Genomic DNA, 18,996 nt, shown 5'->3' with positions numbered 1-18,996 from the left:
CGGCGACAACGATGATATGAACCCGGGCCCGCGCTGTCGACATGTCCATCGGTGGCTGTGCGGGGGGGTGGGCGGAGCACTAGTGCCATCCTGGAACCCGTGGATCTTCTCAGGCACCTGCAGTTCTTCGTCGCCGTCGCCGAGGAAGGCCATTTCGGTGAAGCGGCCGCACGACTCGAGATGACGCAACCACCGGTCTCGCAGGGATTGCGTCGCCTCGAAAATGAGCTCGGCACCCCACTGATCCGTCGCACGTCGCGCGGTGCCGAACTCACCGACGCCGGCCGCGACCTCCTCCCCCGCGCCCGCCTGCTCCTCGCCGACGCCGCACGGTTCCTCGGCGAGGCCCGTCGACTCCGCGAGCAGACCGAGGTGTTGCGCTGGGGCACGGTGTCACTGGCCGGGACCACCGTGACCGCGAAGGTCGCCGGCCGTCTTGCCGGCGCCGCGCCTGGCCAGGACATGGTCAGCGCATCCGCGGTGAGTCTCGTCGAGCAGGTGAGCGGAGGCGCTCTCGACCTGGCCATCGTCGATGTTCCGTGCGTGACGGGGACACTGCAGACCGGCCCGATCGTCATGCTTCGTCGCAGCGTCGTCGTGCCCGCTGCGCATCCGGTGGCCACCGCGGCCCGCCCCCGTCTGCGTCAGCTCGCCGGACTCGAGTTGTGCATCCACCGCGGGCAGCCAATCCTCCCGCCTACGACCAACTACTCGACCTCCTGGGAGAGGCAGGCCTCGGTCCGCAGACCCTCCCGGTCTCCTCGCCCGACGAAGCCGTCGCACGTGTCGCCGGCGGTGCGGCATTCACCGTGACCGCCGACCCGGATCGCCTCGCCGGGCTGGACGAGGTGCGATGCCTGTCGCTGTCGCGGGACGCCACCGCGCTGCGACTGCGCGTCGTGTTCCGCGCACCCGAGATGGCACCGATCGCCGAGCTCGTCACCGACGAGCTGTGGAAGTTCGCCAAGGCACGCTCGTGACCGACGATTCGACGACCATCGCCCAGACCGTCCGTCGATCGCTGGACCAGAAGGTCGTCGAGATCTTCAACGACGCAGGGTGTTCCGGTTGGATACACGCGCGTTCGTTGGGACCGTCGGGCACCGAATACGACTTCGATGCCGATGCACCCGTCGTGCTCGCGTCCGTCTACAAGCTGGCGGTGCTGATCTCGTTGTGCCGCAAAGCAGATCGCGGAGATATCGACCTGTCGGCCACCGTCACCGTCGACCCGACGCTGTGGGCCGACGGACCCACCGGACTGGCAGCGCTGCACGATCCGATCACCCTGAGCCGGCGCGACCTCGCCACCTCGATGATGACCGTCTCCGACAACGTGGCCGCCGACGTCCTCCTCACCGAGATCGGATTGGACACTGTCCTCGACGATCTCGCCGAACTGGGTCTCACCGAGACACGAATTGTCGGCGGTGTCGCCGAACTCCATGATCGTCTTCGACGCGAAACCGGCGCGAGCACAGTACAAGAAGCGTTTGCCGCCCTCACCGACCCTGACCTCGATAGCGCCGTCACCGCCTACGATGCCGCGTACTCCAGCGCATCGACGCCCCGGGACTGCACCGCAATGCTCGCCGCCGTCTGGCAGGACCGCGCCGCCTCACCATCGATGTGCGACTTCATTCGGCAGACCATGCGCAAGCAGATCTTCACCGGCCGGCTGGCGTCGGGCTTCCCGTGGCGGAACGTGTCGGTGGCAGGCAAGACCGGCACCCTCGTCGCGATCCGCAACGAGATCGGCGTCGTGGAGTTCCCCGGCGAGCACCCGGTTTCGGTGGCGGTCTTCACCACCAGCGCACGGTCGGAGATGGCTCTCCCCGAGGTGGACCGAGCCATCGGACTCGCCGCCCGCGTCATCGTCACCGAACTCCGCGATCCCCGGGATTGACGCAGAGTGTGTCCTCTGACATGCGCCGATAGTAGTTTGCTATCGCCCCAGTGCGCGGCGCGACCTTGCATCTTCGCCCCATGACCGGTTGTGTGCTCGATATGCGACGGCGGCTGGCGATCCTGGGTCTGTGTGCGGTACTCATCGGGACACTGTCCGGGTGCTTCCTGCGTTCGGACTCTCCGGAGGACGCCCTACGGTCGTTCGCGGAGAAGCTGCAGGGCGGCGACGCCGTGGCCGCCGCCGATCTCACCGACGACCCTGCCGCCGCCCGCACAGCGATCACCGCGATGTTCGACGGAGTGGGCCGCACCCCGAAGCTGTCCGTCACCGGCGACCTCGTCGATGACAAGGAGGTCAGCGCAACCCTCGACCATCGGTGGCAGATCCGCGGCAGCACCGTCGAATATCAGACCGCGGCCGAACTCGTCGACACCGACGCCGGATGGCGTGTGCGATGGCGGCCCACGGTTCTGCATCGGCAGTTACAGGCCGGCGAGTCGTTCTCCTACAGCGACGATCGCGCCTATCGGACGCCGGTGAACGACGCCAGCGACCGTCCACTCATGACATGGCAAGCCGTGTCACTGATAAATCTGCAACGCGCACAGCTCAACTCGGCCGAGGCTCTCGCCCGCGCACTCAAGCCCGTGGAGTCCTCGATGACCGCCGCCAGCATCCGGGCGCTCTTCGACGGCAACAACGCCGCCCAGCAGACGGCGATCCGCTTGCGCGAACCCGACCTCGAGCGCGTCGAACAGCGGGTCAAGGCCATCCCCGGCGTCAGCGTGACGGAACAGGGCGCATTGCTCAGCGCCACCAAGCAGCTCCACTCCCCCGCCATGTCCGGGCTCGAGGAGATCTGGCGGAAGAGAATCGACGCGACCGCCGGCTGGTCGATGCAGATCGTCGACGCAGACGGCACACCGACCCATCTCGTCGATTCCGCACAAACGCAACCGACCGCACCCATCCAGACGTCGCTCGATCGTGACATCCAGACGCAGGCACAGAAGGCGGTCGACGGCGAACGACGCCCCGCCATGATCGTGGCCATCCGACCGTCGACCGGCGGGATCGTCGCGGTCGCGCAGAACGACGCCGCGGACAAGTCCGGACCGGCCGCGCTCACCGGCCTGTACCCGCCGGGATCGACCTTCAAGACGATAACCACCGCCGCCGCGCTGAAATCATCTGTGGTGCAGCCGGATTCCACGGTGAACTGTCCCGGACGGGCGACGATCGAAGGCCGGACGATCCCCAACGAGGACGGTTTCGACCTGGGTACAGTCGCGTTGCCGACCGCGTTTGCCCGCTCGTGCAACACCACGATGGGTGCGCTGGCCAACAAGTTGCCGCCGGAGGCGTTGACGTCGATGGCACGCAGCTTCGGAATCGGCGCCGACTACGTGATCCCCGGTCTCACGACCGTCACCGGGTCCGTGCCGCCCGCCGACACTCCCGCTCTGCGCGTGGAGAACGGCATCGGCCAGGGGACGGTGACGGTCAGTCCGTTCGGGTTGGCGTTGGCCGAGGCCAGTCTGGCGCGCGGCGAGACGGTGACACCCACACTCGTCACCGGTGAGCCCACCACCGGTGACACCGAGCCACAACCGATCCCCGACAACGTCACCCGCGCCCTACGGAGCATGATGCGCGACACCGTCACTCGCGGCACCGCAACAGCACTGCGCGACGTGCCCGGCCTCGGCGGCAAGACCGGCACCGCCGAGTACGGCGACAACAAGAACCCGCACGGCTGGTTCGCCGGCATCACCGGTGACCTCGCCTTTGCCACTCTGGTTGTCGGGGGCGGATCGTCGGGTCCGGCCGTGCAGGTCACGGGCGAGTTCCTGCGCCCGCTGACCAATTGACCTGCGCGGTCGCGACCACCGGAATCAGCCGTGCCTCTGTCACAGCGAGCGAACCGCTCGAAGCCATGTTCTCAGCCGCAATGTCGAGCCGCTAGCAGGGGCTCGGCTCACCGATCTTGACAGCCGAGAGGACTGCTTCCCCCTCGTCGAACGGTGTACTGGGACCGGGTGTCTGAGCCACGACGACCCAGTTGCTGTCCACGAGCTGCGATCGTCCCTCACCGCTCGCATCGGTGCTGCGCGAAAAGAACACCCCGGCGGCCTGGATGGCGTTCTGCGCCGCCTGCAAGTTCATGCACACGACATCGGGCATGATCGACACTTGCCGCGTGGTGGTCGTCGCGGGTCGCGGCGGTGGTGCGGGTGTCGAGGTGGACGGCCAACAATCTCCGTACACGCATTCTCGACTCGCTTCCTCAGTGGTGACATGTACTGATCGGAATCGACGGTATGGCCCAGAAGCACTCGCCGACAACGGATCGCGATTGATCGTCCGTTCAGACGAACCGAGACGGGAGTACCGCACGAGGCTCGTCGAACCCGATACCGAGCTCGACGGCCCCGTGCCCATACTTGACCGTTCGGTGTCCATGGGCTCAGATGGACGGATGGGTGACGAACTGTTCGAGCACGAGACCAAGACCACGCTGACCCGCGAAGAGGCGGCACAGCGGCTGCACGACCTCGCCGATGCGATCGCCCGCCACAACGAGGTGTCCTACGTCGAGAACAACAAGACCATCCGGATCGACATCCCGGCCCAGGTGAAGCTGAAAGTAGAGTTCGAACGCGGCGAGAAGTCCGAGATCGAGATCGAGATCTCCTGGTAGCCGCCGGCGAACCGGCTCTTCACTCACTCCCCTTGCGGGGCCTCCCTTTGTCCCCGGCTGTCGGCAACCGCCATCCGAAGGTCGTTGTCGGGGCGGCCTGTTTGGCGAACAGTTTGGCCGGCCGCCCGCCCGCTACACGTGTCTGCGGATTACCGGCACGGTCGATCCGCGGCGAGAGCAGCGGTTGCACCCGCCGGTTGAACGAATCCCGCATGAGTCTGCGCCCCAGGATCGCCTCGTGCAGCTCACGCAGTTCGGTGAGGGTGTACGGCGGTCGCAGAAGGTTGTCCGGATCGGGCCGGTCTTCGTAGCGGTCGCGCAGATTGTCAGTGGCTGCTGCAAGAATCGCGTCATGGTCATAGAGCAACCGTTCTCCTGACGCGAGTCGGCCCTCCGGGGTCACCTCGGCAAGCTCTCCGACCACCCCACCGAGTTCGTCGGCAGGCAGCGCGACGACATGCGCGATCGAGATCGTCCACCCACGGGGATCTCGGTCTGGATCACTGAAGACCGCCAACAGATGCGGCCGAACGTGGTCGGGCGAGAGCCCCAGCTTCAGTTCGAGGACCTCGCGCACCGTCTCGTCCGTACTGCGCCGCTCACGTACGAACCGTCCCGGCAGCGCCGCGCGACCCGTGGCGATATCGCGCTGCACAACGACGCGCAAAGCGCCGGCCACCACGGTCAGCACCGCGATGTCCACAGCGACGTTCGGTCGCGGATAGTCAGTCAGCCGATCAGAGGATTCCGAAGCCACCCCTTGACACTATGCGACACAACGCGCAAAGTTCTAAGCGCATATTCGCGCAAAGGTCTTGCGCGTCTCCCCTCTCCGATCAACGCCTCGTCGGCGATTGCCCACCGGGCGCCGTGTCGGCAGCAGCCAACCGTCTGAAGGAGCCACCATGAAGCCCTCTGCCCTACTCGATGTCGATGTCGTCGCTCTGGAAACCGCCGAGGAGGTGACGGTGCTCGTCGAACTCCAGGCGCCGGAGGCACCGGCAACCGACCGGCCCCCGTCCGCCTTGCAGGTGGTTCTGGACCGCAGCGGGTCCATGTCCGGGGCACCCCTCGACGGCGCGAAGAAGGCACTGTCCGGGGTTGTTGCCGCACTCGATCCAAACGATGTCTTCGGCATCGTCACCTTCGACGACACCGCTCAGGTCGCTCTGCCGGCAGCCGTGCTGACCGACAAGCAGCACGCCCTCGACGCGATCACCGACATCGACACCGGCGGGCGCACCGACTTGTCGTCCGGCTACCTGCGCGGCCTGCAGGAACTACGACGCGCAGGTCGGACCGCCGGAATCCGCGGCGGCACAGTCCTGGTCATCAGCGACGGTCACGTCAACAGTGGCATCCGGGACGCCGACGAACTCGCCGGGATCACAACCCAGGCCGCATCCCAAGGCATTGTCACGTCGACCCTCGGCTACGGCCGCGGCTACGACGAGACCCTCCTATCGGCAATGTCGCGCGCCGGCAACGGGAACCACGTCTTCGCCGACAACCCGGACGCCGCGGGTGCTGCTATCGCGGGCGAGGTCGACGGACTCCTGACCAAGGCTGCGCAAGCGATCACACTGACAGTCCACTACGACCAGCGCGTTCAGGAACTCACGCTGTACAACGATCTACCCGCCCACCAGACCGGTGACGGCGAAGTGATGATCGAGCTCGGCGATCTCCACGCACTAGAGTGCCGAAAACTACTGCTGCGCATGAAGGTCGCTGCGATGGCGACACTCGGCCTGACCCAGTTGGCCACGCTGGAGCTGCGCTACGTCGAGACTGCAACGCTCACCGAGCACACGGTGACGCTGCCGATCTCGGTCAACGTGGTCCCCGGAGACGAAGCCGCCGGACGCGTCTGCAACCCGAGGGTTCACTCGGAGAAGCTGTATCAGGAAGGCCAACAACACAAGCTGAAAGCCTCGCGCGCCTACGAGTCGGGAGACATCGACAGCGGCACGATCCACCTCGCGCGGTCCCGAGACAAGTTGAAGTTCGCCATGGAGACAGCGCTGCCCGAAGACCGTGGCGCCATCACCGACGAGATCAACGCACTCGACGAACTCGGCATCAACGCAGGCGCACTCGGTAGTGAGTTCGCGTCGAAGGAGATGCGAGCGTCATATCACCGAGCCAACCGCAAGCGTGGTCGTCGGGACTGAACGCCGCGGCGGCCCCTGGTGTCCGGCACATTCGACGGCCGGCTCGGTCGTAGACTTTGCTCGTGCCGCTGCCCGTAGACCCGCTGACCCTCGGCCAGAAGCTCGTCGCCATCATCGAAGGCGGGCGCCGGACGGCAACATACAAGCTGGCCGTACTGATGGCGCTGCTCGACCTCGCCATCGAGTCGGTCCCCGACGACCCCGACGCCGAAGTCGACATCGATCTCGACGAGCTCACCGACCGCGTCATCGAGCTCTACTGGCGACAGCTGCGCCCACTCGACGGCCATCAGCTGCGCCAGTCCACAGATGGTCGAGGTGTCATCTTCGCTGCCGTCGCCGGTTTGCGACCAGCGGTGGCGACACCACGCCTCCCCGGCTTCGACATTGTCATGTCGCGGAACTCCGAGGCCTACCAGGAGGCACACAGGACTGTGAAGCGAACTCTCGTGAGGTATCCGCTGAAGTTGTTGCAGAATCTGACTTCTGGCGACATCAACGAGCGCTTCCTCTACGACGACTCCTGGATGGGAACCGACTCACTCAAGGTGATCGCTGAGCACGGCAGCAAGCTCACTCTGTTCCCCGGCGTCTGCGTCACTCTCGCACGTCTGGCACCGCTGCTGAAGCCGACATTCCAACTGGCATGGGCTGACGATGTCCGGCGGATGAACAAAGCCGTCCTCGACGACGGGCCAGACCTGGCACACCACTTGTTCGGCGCCGACAGGGTGTCGCTGCAACGGGCCGGCGACGCGCTCGAAGATCGGTTCGGGTCGTCGTGCTTCTACTGCGACACCACAGTCGGCGGTGGCCGCCGACACGTCGACCACGTACTCCCCTGGTCGCGGGTCGGCATCGACGGACTCACCAATCTCGTTCTGGCGTGCCGGGCGTGCAACACCGACAAGTCCGACCGACTGCCAGCACCCGCCCATGTCCGACGTGCCCTGGATCGTGGACAACCGACACTCGACGCCGTCGCCGCGGAGATCAATTGGCCGAGCCAATACGGCCGGGTCGTCGCCGCGGGACACGGACTGTACGCGACACAACCGTCCAACGCCCCGATCTGGCAGGGCCGCAACGACATCTCGGTGCTCTCGCGCGCCGACATCAACTGGTTCACCTAGTCATCACCGACGAGCCGAGACCCGTACACAGCATCACTCTCGGTGCCCCGCACTCCACACCCCCGCATTCGGCACCTCGCATTCCACGCATCGAGCGCGCTGTGTCACAGCACCGAACACCTTCTCTACGACCACCCCTTGACGCTGATCGCGGGCGAGCGGTGGACGAATACAACCGGTATCAGCTCTGCCTCAGCGACTTCGCCAGTGGCGCAATCTCATCCAGGTAGATGGAGGCGAGCACGTCTGATTCGTCGGCCATGTTCCGCAAGCGATCGCCTTCGGCACGATCCCACTCCGCGTCGACGACGTGCTCGAACTCGTCGATCGCGCTGACTCGGTCGAGCCAGTCCTGCTTCTCGCGACGCCGCTGGATCCTCTCGACGATCTGCCCGTAGTCAGCAAAGGCCTCCAACCGTCGAACCAGCCCGTCGAGGCGCGTGGACAGCAGCCGGGACTTCTCGACGAAGGTGGCGATGACCTCGTCGTCGGCGCCGAGGTGCCCTTCCGGCGTGTCGCCGAGGATGGCGAGTTGGTCACGGAGTGCGGCCGCCGCGGTCGCGAGGGCGGTGACCTCACCGACGAGGTCGACGCGGACTCCATGCCGGTCGAAGAAGTCGAGTTGCCAGGCCGGGTAGCGGCTGATGCGCTCGGCGACGAGTGCCGTGGTCAGGGCGATCTGTCCGACCTGGTCCTTGCCGAACCTCTCGAGCTCCTTACGATCGCCGCGACCGAGCCGAAATCGACGTTCGGCGCGAACCTGGACCGGGTCGTCGGGTCCGCCGGCTCGGTCGTCGAACGACCTTCCGGTCCACAGGTCGAATGCCATCACGACGTACCCGCTGGTCCCCTCGACCGGCTTGTCGGACTCAGCCTCCGATTCCTCGATGTGCGTCTGGATCGATCGGCACGACGACCATCGTCGGGACTGGGCTACGCGCATCACGTCGGCGAGATCCCCGAGGACGTCGGTCGGTGACTGGGCGGTTTCGGGCTCAGCGGACGTATCGGGTCGCTTGCCTTCCCGAGTGGACCGCCGACGCAGGAAGTCGCTCCTCATACCGCTGAACATGGCGGAGAACGCGCCGGCAGCCATCGACACCAGCAGCACCAGCGCCACCACGACCACCACCACAAAGACGGCTATCGCGATGAGCTGGACCATTCATCCAGTACAGCACGATGCATCGACGTGGAGGTCTGTTCTGCGCTGGTCAGCCCGCGCCAGGCGGCGGGCTCGGTCACGGCCGGCGGTGGTTGCGGCCTACGACGGGCGGGTGCCGACTCAGGAACCGGTTGGGGTTCCGCCGAGCAACTCCCGGATGTCGTCGGCACTGATCGCGGCACCGAAGAGGTCACCATCATCGATCACCGCGTTGAACAACTCCCGCTTACGTTCCTGCAGCGCAACCACCTTCTCCTCGATCGTGTTCGCCGACACCAGCCGGTAGACCGTGACCGGGCGAGTCTGCCCGATACGGTGCGCACGGTCGGACGGCCGACGAGATCACCGAGCACGGTGCGCCACGGCAACGACGCGGGTGGCGCACTGTGCTGCGCCCTCCGCAGGTGACCCGACCGGCTCACCGTCAGCACCAGCGCGACGCCGTGCTTGCACCGATAACCAACGGGGCACGTGCAGTCCGTGTCCTGCACGACAAGGTGAGCACCGCCGTTGTCGGCGAAGCTCGCCTGGACGGAGTACGGAGTCGGCTCAGAACCGCGGCAGATCGCGACAGCATGCAAGCGGTTCGGGTCCCAGCCCGTCACCACCACACGGCGCTGCCCTGCATAGATGGCGCCACGTTCGATCGCGCCGGGGTCGAAGCCGGACAGCAGAAAGAGCTCCGCTGGGGAAAGGTGATCGAACAGGGCCCCACGACGAGGCTAGGCCAGGCCGGTGACAGGGGGTGGGTGATGTCCACCGAGTTCTGGGTGGGTCGGGGTTGTCCACAGGGTGCGGGGAGTGCCCCCGAATCCGGCCCAAGCAATCGCTTGGTTTGTTACGTTCACCGACGATGGGATTCCTCAAACAGACCACCCCGGAGATCGACTTCCCCACCTGGAGTCAGGGCACGCGCGCGGAGAAGATCCGGCCGATGGCGCAGCACTGGGCCGAGGTCGGATTCGGCACGCCGGTGGCTTTGCACCTGTTCTACGTCGGCAAGATCGTCGCATTCATCCTCATCGGGTGGGCGGTCGTCATCACGACGCCCGGTATCGACGGCATCTTCGACGTCACCGCCTGGTACAACGAACCGATCGTCTTCCAGAAGGTCGTGTTGTACACGATGCTGTTCGAGGTCGTCGGCCTCGGATGCGGGTTCGGACCGCTCAACAATCGGTTCTTCCCGCCGATGGGTTCGATCCTGTACTGGCTACGGCCGAAGACGATCCGGCAACCACCGTGGCCGCGCATCCCGCTGACCGCAGGTGATTCCCGAGGTCCCGTCGACGTCGCGCTCTACGGCGCGCTGATCGTCGTCGTGCTGATCGCCCTGTTCAGTCCCGGGTCGGGTGCGATCCCTGAACTCGACACCACCGTCGGCGTCCTGCCGGTCTGGCAGATCTGGACGATCCTCGGCCTGCTCGCCGCAGTCGGCCTGCGCGACAAGACGATCTTCCTCGCCGCCCGCGGCGAGGTGTACGGCGCGCTCACCGTGACGTTCCTGTTCACCGGCGTCGACATGATCATCGCCGCCAAGCTGATGTTCCTGTGCATCTGGCTGGGAGCCGCGACGTCGAAGTTGAACCGGCACTTTCCCTTCGTCATCGCGACGATGATGTCGAACAACCCGATCTGGCGGTCCCCGAAGATCAAACGCAAGTTCTTCGAGAACTTCCCCGACGACCTGCGCCCAGGGCGTCGTTCACGATGGATCGCCCACGTCTCCACCGCCGTGGAAGGACTCGTACCCATCGTGCTGTTCTTCTCGCACGGCGGATGGGTCGGCGGCATCGCCGCGGCGATCATGCTCGTCTTCCACTTCGGGATCCTCTCGTCGATCCCGATGGGCGTGCCGCTGGAGTGGAATGTCTTCATGATGTTCGGCATCCTCGCCGTCTTCGTCGGGCATCCCGGCATCGGGCTGGCCGACCTCGAATCACCTTGGCCCGTCGTGCTGTTCGCGGTGTCGGCCACGACCGTCGTCATCGGAAATCTGTTCCCGCGCAAGGTGTCGTTCCTGCCCGGCATGCGGTACTACGCCGGCAACTGGGACACCGGGCTCTGGTGCATCAAGCCGTCGGCGTCGGCGAAGATCGAGCAGGGCATCGTGGCCATCGCCTCGATGCCCGCCGCGCAACTCGAACGGTTCTACGGCAGCCCCGAAGCCGCTCAGATCCCGCTGTTCATGGGATATGCGTTCCGCTCGTTCAACAGTCACGGCCGGGCACTGTTCACGCTGGCGCACAGGGCGATGTCGGGCGTTCCCGAGAACCAGTACGTCCTGACCGACGGCGAGCGCATCTGCAGCACCGCGATGGGCTGGAACTTCGGCGACGGGCACCTCTCGAATGAGCAGCTCATCGAATCCCTGCAGAGCCGTTGCCATTTCGAGCCCGGCGAGGTACGCATCGTCCTACTCGACGCTCAGCCGATCCATCGCCAGACACAGCAGTACCGGTTGATCGACCCGGCGGTCGGAGAGTTCGAGCGCGGATTCGTCCGGGTCGCCGACCTCGTCACCCGCCAACCCTGGGACGACGAGGTTCCGGTGACCGTGACGTGGCGCACCGACGGCCGAGATCCCGGCTGCCTGTGAGATCGACCAGCCGTCGGCCTCAGGGCCGAGTCGGCTCAGGGCGCGGCGACGACCCGCTCCTTCGAGATCGACGGCGTCGCATCCGGCGGCGCTGCCTCACGATTCACCACCCACGTCGCACCGCATGCCATGGCGAGACCGAGAGCCGTAGCCCAGGTGAACGGTTCGCCGTACATCGCCGTACCCCACACCGCGGTCACCGGAGGCATCAGGAACATCAGCGAGTTCACCGAGGTGACGCCTGACCGTCGGAGCAACACCCAATACAGCCCATATCCTCCGAGCGTTGACAGAACCGTCAGCCACGCGATCGACAACCAGAATGCGCCCGCCGCGGGTGGCACCGCGACACCGGCGGCAACGCTTGCCGCGGTGAAGATCACCGCGGAGGCACCGCAGTGGATGGTGAGGATCACCGTCGGCGGCGGGGCGTCGGTCACACGTCGCTCCAGGAACGTCGCGACCACCAGGCTCGCCATGCCGAGCAGCGGCACCAGGTAGGCCCACCAGGGCGCTCCGGCCGACGATGTGGCATCCGACCACGTCACCAGCACGACACCGGCCGCGCCCACCGCGAGGCCCAGCCACTGCTTTCCGTGCGTGACCGCACCGAGCAGGGGTCCCGCGAGCGCGGCGACCACGAGCGGCTGCACGCCGTCGATGAGCGCCGTGGTGCCGGTGCTCACCCCCAGTGAGATCGCCCAGTACACCGTCACCGTGTAGCCGCACTGCGACAGCACGCCGATGACGAGCTGCAGGCCGAACTGCCCGCGGGTCATCGACGGAACCTGCTGCCGTCGCCACATCACCCCGATCACACCGCCGAGCACGATGGCGATGACGAGAAACCGCCACATGAGGATGGTGAGCACCGACGCTTCCGCCGCACCGAGTTTGGCGCCGATGAAGCCCGACGACCAACAGACCACGAATACTGCCGACATCACGACGGTCAGCCACCGCTCCGGTATACCGATCTGTGAAGTCCGCATGCGACCGACCTTACCGATCGGTGTAGTGTTTGTCATGTGACTACTCCGAACGCACAGGTGGACTGGACGCCGAAAGCGCGGATGATCCTCGACGCCGCGTCGGAGTTGTTCTACGACCGCGGTATCCACGCGGTCGGCGTCGACACGATCGCCACTCATGCCGGAGTCACCAAACGCACGCTCTACGATCGCTTCGGTTCCAAGGAGCAGTTGGTCGTCGAGTACCTGCGCGCCCGCAACGACAGGTGGAAGGCGTATCTGCAGGAGCGGCTCGACGCCGCCGGCACGTCGCCGAGCGCACGACTCGGAGCGCTGTTCGACGCCACGCGCGATTGGTCGGCCGAACGCGGGCACAAGGGCTGCGCCATGATCAACGCGCACGCCGAGATCAGCGATCCCAGCCATCCCGCGTACGAGATCATCGTGGGCCAGAAAAAGGAACTACTCGAGCTCTTCGCCTCGATCGCGGGCGATGCGGGCGCCGCGTCGCCGCAGGATCTGGCGCAGCTCCTGCTCATCCTCCACGAGGGCGCAATGGTCAGCGCCGGAATGGGCGTCGCCCCCGCGGCCTTTGACATCGCACGCGGCACCGCCCTCGACCTGCTCGCCACCGAATTGACGAAGTCTTAGCGGCCAGAAGCATTCCGCCGCAACACAACGCGGAGTAGATCTGGTCCGGTGACACTGTTCGATCTGTTGCCTTCCCTGAAAGGGGTCACCGTGACCAGGACATTCGACGCCGCCACATGGGGCACCGATCTCCGCGCCGTCGGCGCCGACATCGTCGCCGGCGAGATCTCGCTGCGCGAGGAGTCGCTGCACCGCAAGATCGCCTTCTACCTCGACGCCGACGGACTTCCCGTGTGCCAGTCGCTGTGCCCGTCGTCGGCATGGTTTCCGACGCTGGTCACCCGAATGACCGCGGTGACCGTCGCGCACGGACGGGCGGTCGTCGCCGTTGACGCCGTCCTCCCCCTGCATTCCTCGGTTCTCGATGTCGCCTTTCCCGGAACCGAGCTCGCCGGTGCACAGTCGGCTGACATCACCGTCGTCGACCTGTCCCGGCATCGTCGGACACTGCACGCCGAACTCCCCCGGCACCTCGTGGTGACCGGAACCATCGCCCTGGCCCTCTCACCGGTGTGCGCGCACCCCGAGAAGTGGACGCGCAGCGGTGACGCTCACGTAGCGACAACCTGACCGGGCCTGTTGCGGTGGCAGGCGTCAGCGAATCCCTCGCCGGCGAACTGGAGCCGTTCGGAATCCAGAGCACCGTCGTCGAACCCGGGGTGTTCCGCACCGACTTCCTCGACGCCAGTTCGCGACAGCTCCCCGCCAACCGGATCGCCGCGTACGACGGAACGCCCGCACATGCGACGCTCGACTGGGCCGACGAGACCAACCACACGCAGCTGGGCGACCCGGTGAAGGGGGCGGCGTTCATCTACCGGATCGTCTCATCCGACGACCGGCTCCCCCTGCAGCTCCCGGTCGACCGGGATGCGCTGGATCGTCGGATCGACGATCACCGAACGGATCGAGAAGGAGATCGCACCGTTGCGGGACGCATCCTCGGCCACCGCCTGTGACGACGCCTGACCCGGCCGCGGCCGGCTCGGCGCATCTACCGCTTCCTCGACGCAGTGACATCTGGGCACCGAGGTCAGTCGGCCAGCACCACCGGACCGAGGAACTCGCACACCGTCAGCGCGAGCGCGAGATCGAGGCGGTCGCGGTCGTCGGGCACCTCGGCGAGAGCCTTGCCCACCCGGTATTTCACGGTGTTGCGGTGCAGGTTCAGCCGTTCGGCGGTGTGTAGGTGGCTTTCCTTGGTGGCGAAGTAGACCGACAGGGTTTCGCGCAGCGTCGCCGCGTTGGCGGTGTCGTGAGCGAGGCTGCCGAGCACCTCGGTGACCCACGCGCGCGTCGACTCGAGATCCTGCGCGAGCAACGACACCACCGCGACACCCCGGTCGCCGAAACCGACGACCTGAGCAGATGAACTCCCCGGCATCGTCGCGACCGAGTATGCGGCTCGTGCCTGCTCGTGCGTCCGGCGGAATCCGCGCGGTCCCGCCGCCGGCAACCCCACCGCGACACGAACTCTCGGGGGAATGTTCGCATCGCCGACGACGTCCACGGGATCGACACTCTGGTCCCGCCCCACCAGCGGCACCCAGACCCACACCGTCGACCGATCGATGGCGGTCACGATCGGTGGTGTCCCGCCGCCGATCGTGCCCGCCACATCGCGCGCTGCCCGGTCGAGCACGCTGAGTTCACGCGGGTCGTCCCGCTCCGACCACAGGATCGCCGCGACATGACACCGATCGAGGCGATAACCGGTTTCGCTCTCGAAGACGCGTCCCGCCGACTCGTCGGCCCCTGCGGCGAGGAAGGAGTGGATGGCCGCCGATTGCACATTGGCCTCGGCGCCCAGCCAGCGTCGTCGTTCGTCTTCATAGGCTTGGAACACATAGAGCGTGATCCAGTCGATGTAACCGAAGAGCACGTCGGAGATGTGCCGGGTCAGGGCCATCGAGTCCTCGGCGTCGAGGTCGAGGTCCTCGACCATCAGGTAGCACTGCCGCATCACGCTGTTCTGACCCAGGTGATAGGCCCGCACAAGGGAGTTCGACGGCACGTCGCGCTGGGCCAGACGGAGCGCGTATTCCACTGCGGCGGTGGTCGGCTGGAGGTGTTCGACGGGAATATCGTTGGCCAGTACGTGGATGATCGTCGAGACGTTGCCGTACACACTGGCCTCGAGGAGTTCCACGAGCTTGGGATCGGAGTCGAGCTGATCGATTTCCCGGGCCATCATCGCACTCAGTTCGGAGACCACCTCGGACACATTGTCCTGCAGCATCTTCGCGATGATCGCGGCATGCTCGAGCAGCGTGGAGTCTGCCCGGGCGGGCACGCCTGCCAGCCGGTCACGGGCGGCATCACCCGCGGCCGTCGACATCGACTGGTAGGCATGCGAACCGGTCATCGATCGGCGGGCCCGTGACGTGTTCGATCAAAGCGCAGCGCGGATTCGGCAGCACGATATCCACACAGGCCGTGCACACCGGCGCCCGGCGGGCTGGCCTGCGAGCAGATGTACACGCCCGGAACGCCGATCGCGTACGGGTCGAGTGCGAGCCGCGGCCGCAGTACTGTCTGCAGACCGTCGTTGGCGCCGCCGATGATGTCCCCTGCCGCGAAGTTGGCGTTGTAGGCGTGCAACTGTTCGGTGCCGGCGCTCGTGGTGGCGATGATGCGATCGCGGAAGCCGGGGGCGAATCTCTCGATCTGCGTGACGATCTGCTCGGTGGCATCGCCGTCGAAGCCACGGGGAACGTGCGCGTAGGCGTAGATCGGATTGATGGTGCCGGCACTACGGGTGGGGTCGGCGACGTACTGCTGACCGAGGAGGACGAACGGCCGTTCCACCATCACCCCCGACGCCCGCTGCTTCTCCGTGTAAGAGACCTCGTCGAAGCTGCCGCCCAGGTGCACGGTCCCGGCGCGCACGCAATCGGGATTTGTCCACGGGATGTCACCGTCGATCGCGAAATCGACCTTGAACGCCGACGACCCGACCCGGTACCGCTGGTAGGAGCGGCGTACGCGAGCGGGCATCGCATCACCGTAGATCGACAACACCTGTGCAGGAGACAGGTCCAGCAGAACAAGGTCGGCGGGAGGGATGTCGGCGCGCGTGCTGACGCGCACCCCGGTCTCGATCTTGCCGCCCGACTCCCCCAACGCGGCCACGACGGCTGCGATGATGGCGCCCGACCCGCCTTCGGCGACGGGCCAGCCGTAACGGTGGCCGCTCGCCGCGATCATCAACCCCAGTGCCGCGGTCAGCGGGCGGTCGAAGCGGGAGAACAGATGCGCGGCTATCCCGCCGTACAGCGCCCGCGCCCGCTCGGTGCGGAACCACCGCGCCAGCAGGGTGGCGGGCAGAACGGCACGAGGACCGAACGCCGCCAGTCGGATCGGGTGCGAGGGGACCCGAAGGATCGGCCCGAGGAGGTCGTCGCCGAGGTCGTCGAAGTGTTCGCCGAGGTCGGCGAACATCGCGCTCCAGCGTTTTCCGTCGTCGCCCAGGGCGCGGGCGGTCGCCTCGACCGACTGATAGAGCAGCCCGGCATCACCCGAATCGAGCGGATGCGCACAGTCGATCTCGGGCCACTTCCACGTCAGGCCGTACCGCTCGAGACCGACCTCCGCCCAGAACGGCGACCCCACACCCAACGGGTGGAACGCCGAACAGTGATCGTGAACGACGCCGGGGACGGTGAGCTCACCCGACCGCGCGCCTCCCCCTACGGTGTCCGCGGCCTCGAGCACCTGCACGTCGACGCCGTTGCGGGCCAGGTGCAGGGCGGCGGCGAGCCCGTTGGGCCCGCCGCCGACCACGACGGCAGTTGTCATGCCTGGTCGCTCAACGGGACCGCCGTCGCGGGTCCGTCGCTGGAACGCATCTTCGGTTCATGCACCACCTCAGGATCGGTGACCGCCCGGCGGGCGTCAACGTCGAGGGTCCAGTCGACCTGGAACGGGATGGGCCCGTTGGGCAGCCAGGGCTGCTCGTTGATCGCGTCGGACACCCGGTACGTTCCGGTTTCGATCACCCCGAGAGCGGCGTCGATCACCTTGAACTGCTGTGTTCCCTTGTGGATCGGCTGGGACTCGATCCAGGCCACGGTGAACTCCCCTGGCGCGAAGTTGCAGCGTCGTTGAAGTGCCGCGATGAGCCGCTCGTCGTGCAGATGGCCGTCGCCGAAGTTGAACGCCACCAACGAGTTACAGGAGAACTCCGCCTCCCGCAGGGTGTAGGTGTCGATGTCGTCGCCCAGGTGGCGCATCATCAGCGAGTACAACGCGCGACCCTGGCTGTGCATCGATCGCCAGGCGAGGAGCTGATGCATCACGATGTCGGCGACCTCCGCGGGGTACATGCTGAGCAGCTGCGTGCGGGTGTTCTTGGCGGGCCGCACCACATGCTGGTCGAGCTTCTCCTCGGCACCGGGCGCGAAGGCCCAGGTCGCCGACGCCCAGTTGCCTGCGTACTGACGCATCGACGGCAGGAACGACACGAGGTCGGGCCGCAGGTTGCCCAGGATCGGGAAGAAGCACAGCGCGACCGCGATCAGGGCCAGCCCCCAGGGCATGGAGGTGTCGGTGAGCGCGTAACCGTTCCAGACCGGGAAGCCCAGGAACAGGAACACCGAGGCGTAGGCGAACAGCAGGTTCCATTCCAGCGGCACGGCCAGCGGGAATGTCGACAGGATGAAGAAGTGGAAGCACACCATCAGCACCACCGCGGCCAGGGTGAGTGTCTTGTTGGTCGAGAACAGCAACACCAGCGGCGTCACGATCTCGACGATGGTGCCCAGCACGTGCCCGACGCCACCGGCCAGCTTCGACGGCCGCATGTCCTCGGGGAAGTTGCGGTAGTGCGCGCGCTTGATCTTCTTGCTCGGCAGCCACGGCGTGTTCGACAGCATCGGCGCGATCACCATCGAGAAGTGGTGCCCCATCTTGGAGACGCCTGCCCCGATCCAGACCGAGACGATGAGCAGCTTGAGCGCGAGGATCATGTCGACGAACGGCAGCACGCCGAAGAAGATCATCGCCGGCAGGTACTGCTCGGATCGCGCCGCGATGAAGATGACCTTGTCGCGCAGGCCGATCACCACGAACAGCGCGATGAGCGGGTACATCAGCACGGGGTTGACCAGTCCCTGGTTGTCGGCGACGACGGTGTCCAGAGAGCTCGACGCCACGCCCGGAAGGATGATCGCGACCACCAGATTCACCAGGATGAGGGCGTAGACCGCGATGTCGAACGGGGTCCGCGTGTCCCCCTTGGTGAACGGCACCTTGTCCGGCCACGGTGGGAGCCGGATGGTCTGGGGCCGTAGCCAGTACAGGAAGCCGCCGGTCATCGGCTTGAAGTGGCCGGCCAGCGGACCCCAGGAGCCGCCGATGCCGAGCACCTCCACCAGCACCGTCCAGAGGATCAACTTCTGGTACACGATGGGCTGGTTCCACCACTCGGTGACGTGGAGCGGGTTGAGACCGGAGGTCAGAGTCGCCAGTGCGATGCCCACTCCTCCGTAGAAGACGAAGACCTTCATCAGGTAGATGATGTGGACCATCTTCTGCGTGCCGAATCCGTAGTCGGCCCAGTGGGCGCCGAGCACCCGGATGCGGTCGAAGAACGGTCTCTGGAGGAAGGTCTCCGGATCGACTTGCGGGAAGTCGGGTTGGGTGAGTCCCATTGGTGTGCACTCCTTCTGGAGATGGTGTGGTGGGTGATTGCG

18 protein-coding genes and 2 pseudogenes are annotated in these 18,996 nt (G+C 66.2%); 11 read left to right on the top strand and 9 right to left on the bottom strand.

Annotated elements, in window-relative coordinates; translation table 11 throughout:
• Positions 1–99 precede the first annotated feature (99 nt).
• From H1R19_RS01655 to H1R19_RS01645, 4 genes are all read left to right on the top strand, one after another.
• Positions 100–813, top strand: coding sequence for a LysR family transcriptional regulator (locus H1R19_RS01655; RefSeq protein WP_219850394.1), 714 nt, complete (start codon positions 100–102; stop codon positions 811–813).
• Complete coding sequence (locus H1R19_RS23120) at positions 810–980, top strand: hypothetical protein (RefSeq protein ID WP_244970833.1); 171 nt, start codon at positions 810–812, stop codon at positions 978–980. The genes H1R19_RS01655 and H1R19_RS23120 overlap by 4 nt, the downstream gene beginning before the upstream one ends.
• Positions 977–1,906, top strand: coding sequence for a serine hydrolase (locus H1R19_RS01650; protein ID WP_244970832.1), 930 nt, complete (start codon positions 977–979; stop codon positions 1,904–1,906). The genes H1R19_RS23120 and H1R19_RS01650 overlap by 4 nt, the downstream gene beginning before the upstream one ends.
• 101 nt (positions 1,907–2,007) lie before the next feature.
• Positions 2,008–3,780 (top strand): penicillin-binding transpeptidase domain-containing protein, encoded by a 1,773-nt coding sequence (locus tag H1R19_RS01645; RefSeq protein ID WP_219851496.1) that lies wholly within the window; start codon positions 2,008–2,010, stop codon positions 3,778–3,780.
• A 91-nt stretch (positions 3,781–3,871) separates the two neighbouring features.
• Here H1R19_RS01645 and H1R19_RS23115 read toward each other — a convergent pair whose 3' ends face one another.
• A complete protein-coding gene (locus H1R19_RS23115; protein ID WP_244970831.1) occupies positions 3,872–4,075 on the bottom strand; it encodes a calcium-binding protein in 204 nt (67 codons plus the stop codon).
• 313 nt (positions 4,076–4,388) lie between these two features.
• Here H1R19_RS23115 and H1R19_RS01635 point away from each other — a divergent pair, with 313 nt between their 5' ends.
• Positions 4,389–4,610, top strand: a complete 222-nt coding sequence (locus tag H1R19_RS01635) for an amphi-Trp domain-containing protein (protein ID WP_219850391.1) — start codon at positions 4,389–4,391, stop codon at positions 4,608–4,610.
• Between the two features lie 19 nt (positions 4,611–4,629).
• Here the strand turns inward: H1R19_RS01635 and H1R19_RS01630 are convergent, their stop codons facing one another.
• Positions 4,630–5,367, bottom strand: a complete 738-nt coding sequence (locus H1R19_RS01630) for an NUDIX hydrolase (RefSeq protein ID WP_188330917.1) — start codon at positions 5,365–5,367, stop codon at positions 4,630–4,632.
• Positions 5,368–5,515: 148 nt separating this feature from the next.
• Between H1R19_RS01630 and H1R19_RS01625 the strand changes: the two genes are divergently transcribed.
• Complete coding sequence (locus tag H1R19_RS01625; RefSeq protein ID WP_219850390.1) at positions 5,516–6,784, top strand: vWA domain-containing protein; 1,269 nt, start codon at positions 5,516–5,518, stop codon at positions 6,782–6,784.
• Positions 6,785–6,846: 62 nt separating this feature from the next.
• A complete protein-coding gene (locus H1R19_RS01620) occupies positions 6,847–7,917 on the top strand; it encodes an HNH endonuclease (RefSeq protein ID WP_219850389.1) in 1,071 nt (356 codons plus the stop codon).
• Between the two features lie 181 nt (positions 7,918–8,098).
• Here the strand turns inward: H1R19_RS01620 and H1R19_RS01615 are convergent, their stop codons facing one another.
• The 3 genes and pseudogenes from H1R19_RS01615 to H1R19_RS23435 form a co-directional block, all read right to left on the bottom strand.
• Positions 8,099–9,082 (bottom strand): hypothetical protein, encoded by a 984-nt coding sequence (locus H1R19_RS01615; protein WP_188330914.1) that lies wholly within the window; start codon positions 9,080–9,082, stop codon positions 8,099–8,101.
• Between the two features lie 120 nt (positions 9,083–9,202).
• Positions 9,203–9,409, bottom strand: a pseudogene (locus H1R19_RS01610) (hypothetical protein); the annotation flags it as partial.
• A 98-nt stretch (positions 9,410–9,507) separates the two neighbouring features.
• Positions 9,508–9,573, bottom strand: a pseudogene (locus H1R19_RS23435) (SWIM zinc finger family protein); the annotation flags it as partial.
• Between the two features lie 362 nt (positions 9,574–9,935).
• On the opposite strand from H1R19_RS23435, the gene H1R19_RS01605 reads away from it, so the two are divergent.
• Entirely contained in the window at positions 9,936–11,681 is a 1,746-nt protein-coding gene (locus H1R19_RS01605; RefSeq protein ID WP_219850388.1) for a DUF3556 domain-containing protein, read from the top strand.
• Between the two features lie 35 nt (positions 11,682–11,716).
• On the opposite strand, the gene H1R19_RS01600 is transcribed toward H1R19_RS01605, so the two are convergent.
• Positions 11,717–12,673, bottom strand: a complete 957-nt coding sequence (locus tag H1R19_RS01600) for a DMT family transporter (protein ID WP_219850387.1) — start codon at positions 12,671–12,673, stop codon at positions 11,717–11,719.
• A gap of 81 nt (positions 12,674–12,754) precedes the next feature.
• Between H1R19_RS01600 and H1R19_RS01595 the strand changes: the two genes are divergently transcribed.
• The 3 genes from H1R19_RS01595 to H1R19_RS01585 all read left to right on the top strand — a co-directional run bounded on the left by H1R19_RS01595 (position 12,755) and on the right by H1R19_RS01585 (position 14,262).
• Positions 12,755–13,303, top strand: a complete 549-nt coding sequence (locus tag H1R19_RS01595) for a TetR/AcrR family transcriptional regulator (protein ID WP_219851495.1) — start codon at positions 12,755–12,757, stop codon at positions 13,301–13,303.
• Between the two features lie 90 nt (positions 13,304–13,393).
• On the top strand, positions 13,394–13,873 hold the full coding sequence (locus H1R19_RS01590; protein WP_219850386.1) for a hypothetical protein: 480 nt from the start codon (positions 13,394–13,396) through the stop codon (positions 13,871–13,873).
• A gap of 14 nt (positions 13,874–13,887) precedes the next feature.
• Complete coding sequence (locus tag H1R19_RS01585) at positions 13,888–14,262, top strand: Rossmann-fold NAD(P)-binding domain-containing protein (RefSeq protein ID WP_244970829.1); 375 nt, start codon at positions 13,888–13,890, stop codon at positions 14,260–14,262.
• Positions 14,263–14,336: 74 nt separating this feature from the next.
• Here H1R19_RS01585 and H1R19_RS01580 read toward each other — a convergent pair whose 3' ends face one another.
• From H1R19_RS01580 to H1R19_RS01570, 3 genes are read right to left on the bottom strand one after another with little or no spacing between them, the layout of a single operon-like run.
• Positions 14,337–15,668: a PucR family transcriptional regulator gene (locus tag H1R19_RS01580; RefSeq protein ID WP_219850385.1), complete on the bottom strand. Its 1,332-nt coding sequence runs from the start codon at positions 15,666–15,668 to the stop codon at positions 14,337–14,339.
• On the bottom strand, positions 15,665–17,101 hold the full coding sequence (locus tag H1R19_RS01575; protein ID WP_219850384.1) for a phytoene desaturase family protein: 1,437 nt from the start codon (positions 17,099–17,101) through the stop codon (positions 15,665–15,667). The genes H1R19_RS01580 and H1R19_RS01575 overlap by 4 nt, the downstream gene beginning before the upstream one ends.
• A complete protein-coding gene (locus tag H1R19_RS01570; RefSeq protein WP_219850383.1) occupies positions 17,098–18,954 on the bottom strand; it encodes a DUF3556 domain-containing protein in 1,857 nt (618 codons plus the stop codon). Before H1R19_RS01570 ends, H1R19_RS01575 begins: the two co-directional genes overlap by 4 nt.
• Positions 18,955–18,996 lie beyond the last annotated feature (42 nt).

Source organism: Gordonia jinghuaiqii (assembly GCF_014041935.1).
In the GTDB taxonomy this organism is placed as follows: Bacteria; Actinomycetota; Actinomycetes; order Mycobacteriales; family Mycobacteriaceae; genus Gordonia; species Gordonia jinghuaiqii.
Note: the sequence above shows the minus strand (reverse complement) of the source record. Positions and strands in the feature narration are given on the sequence as shown.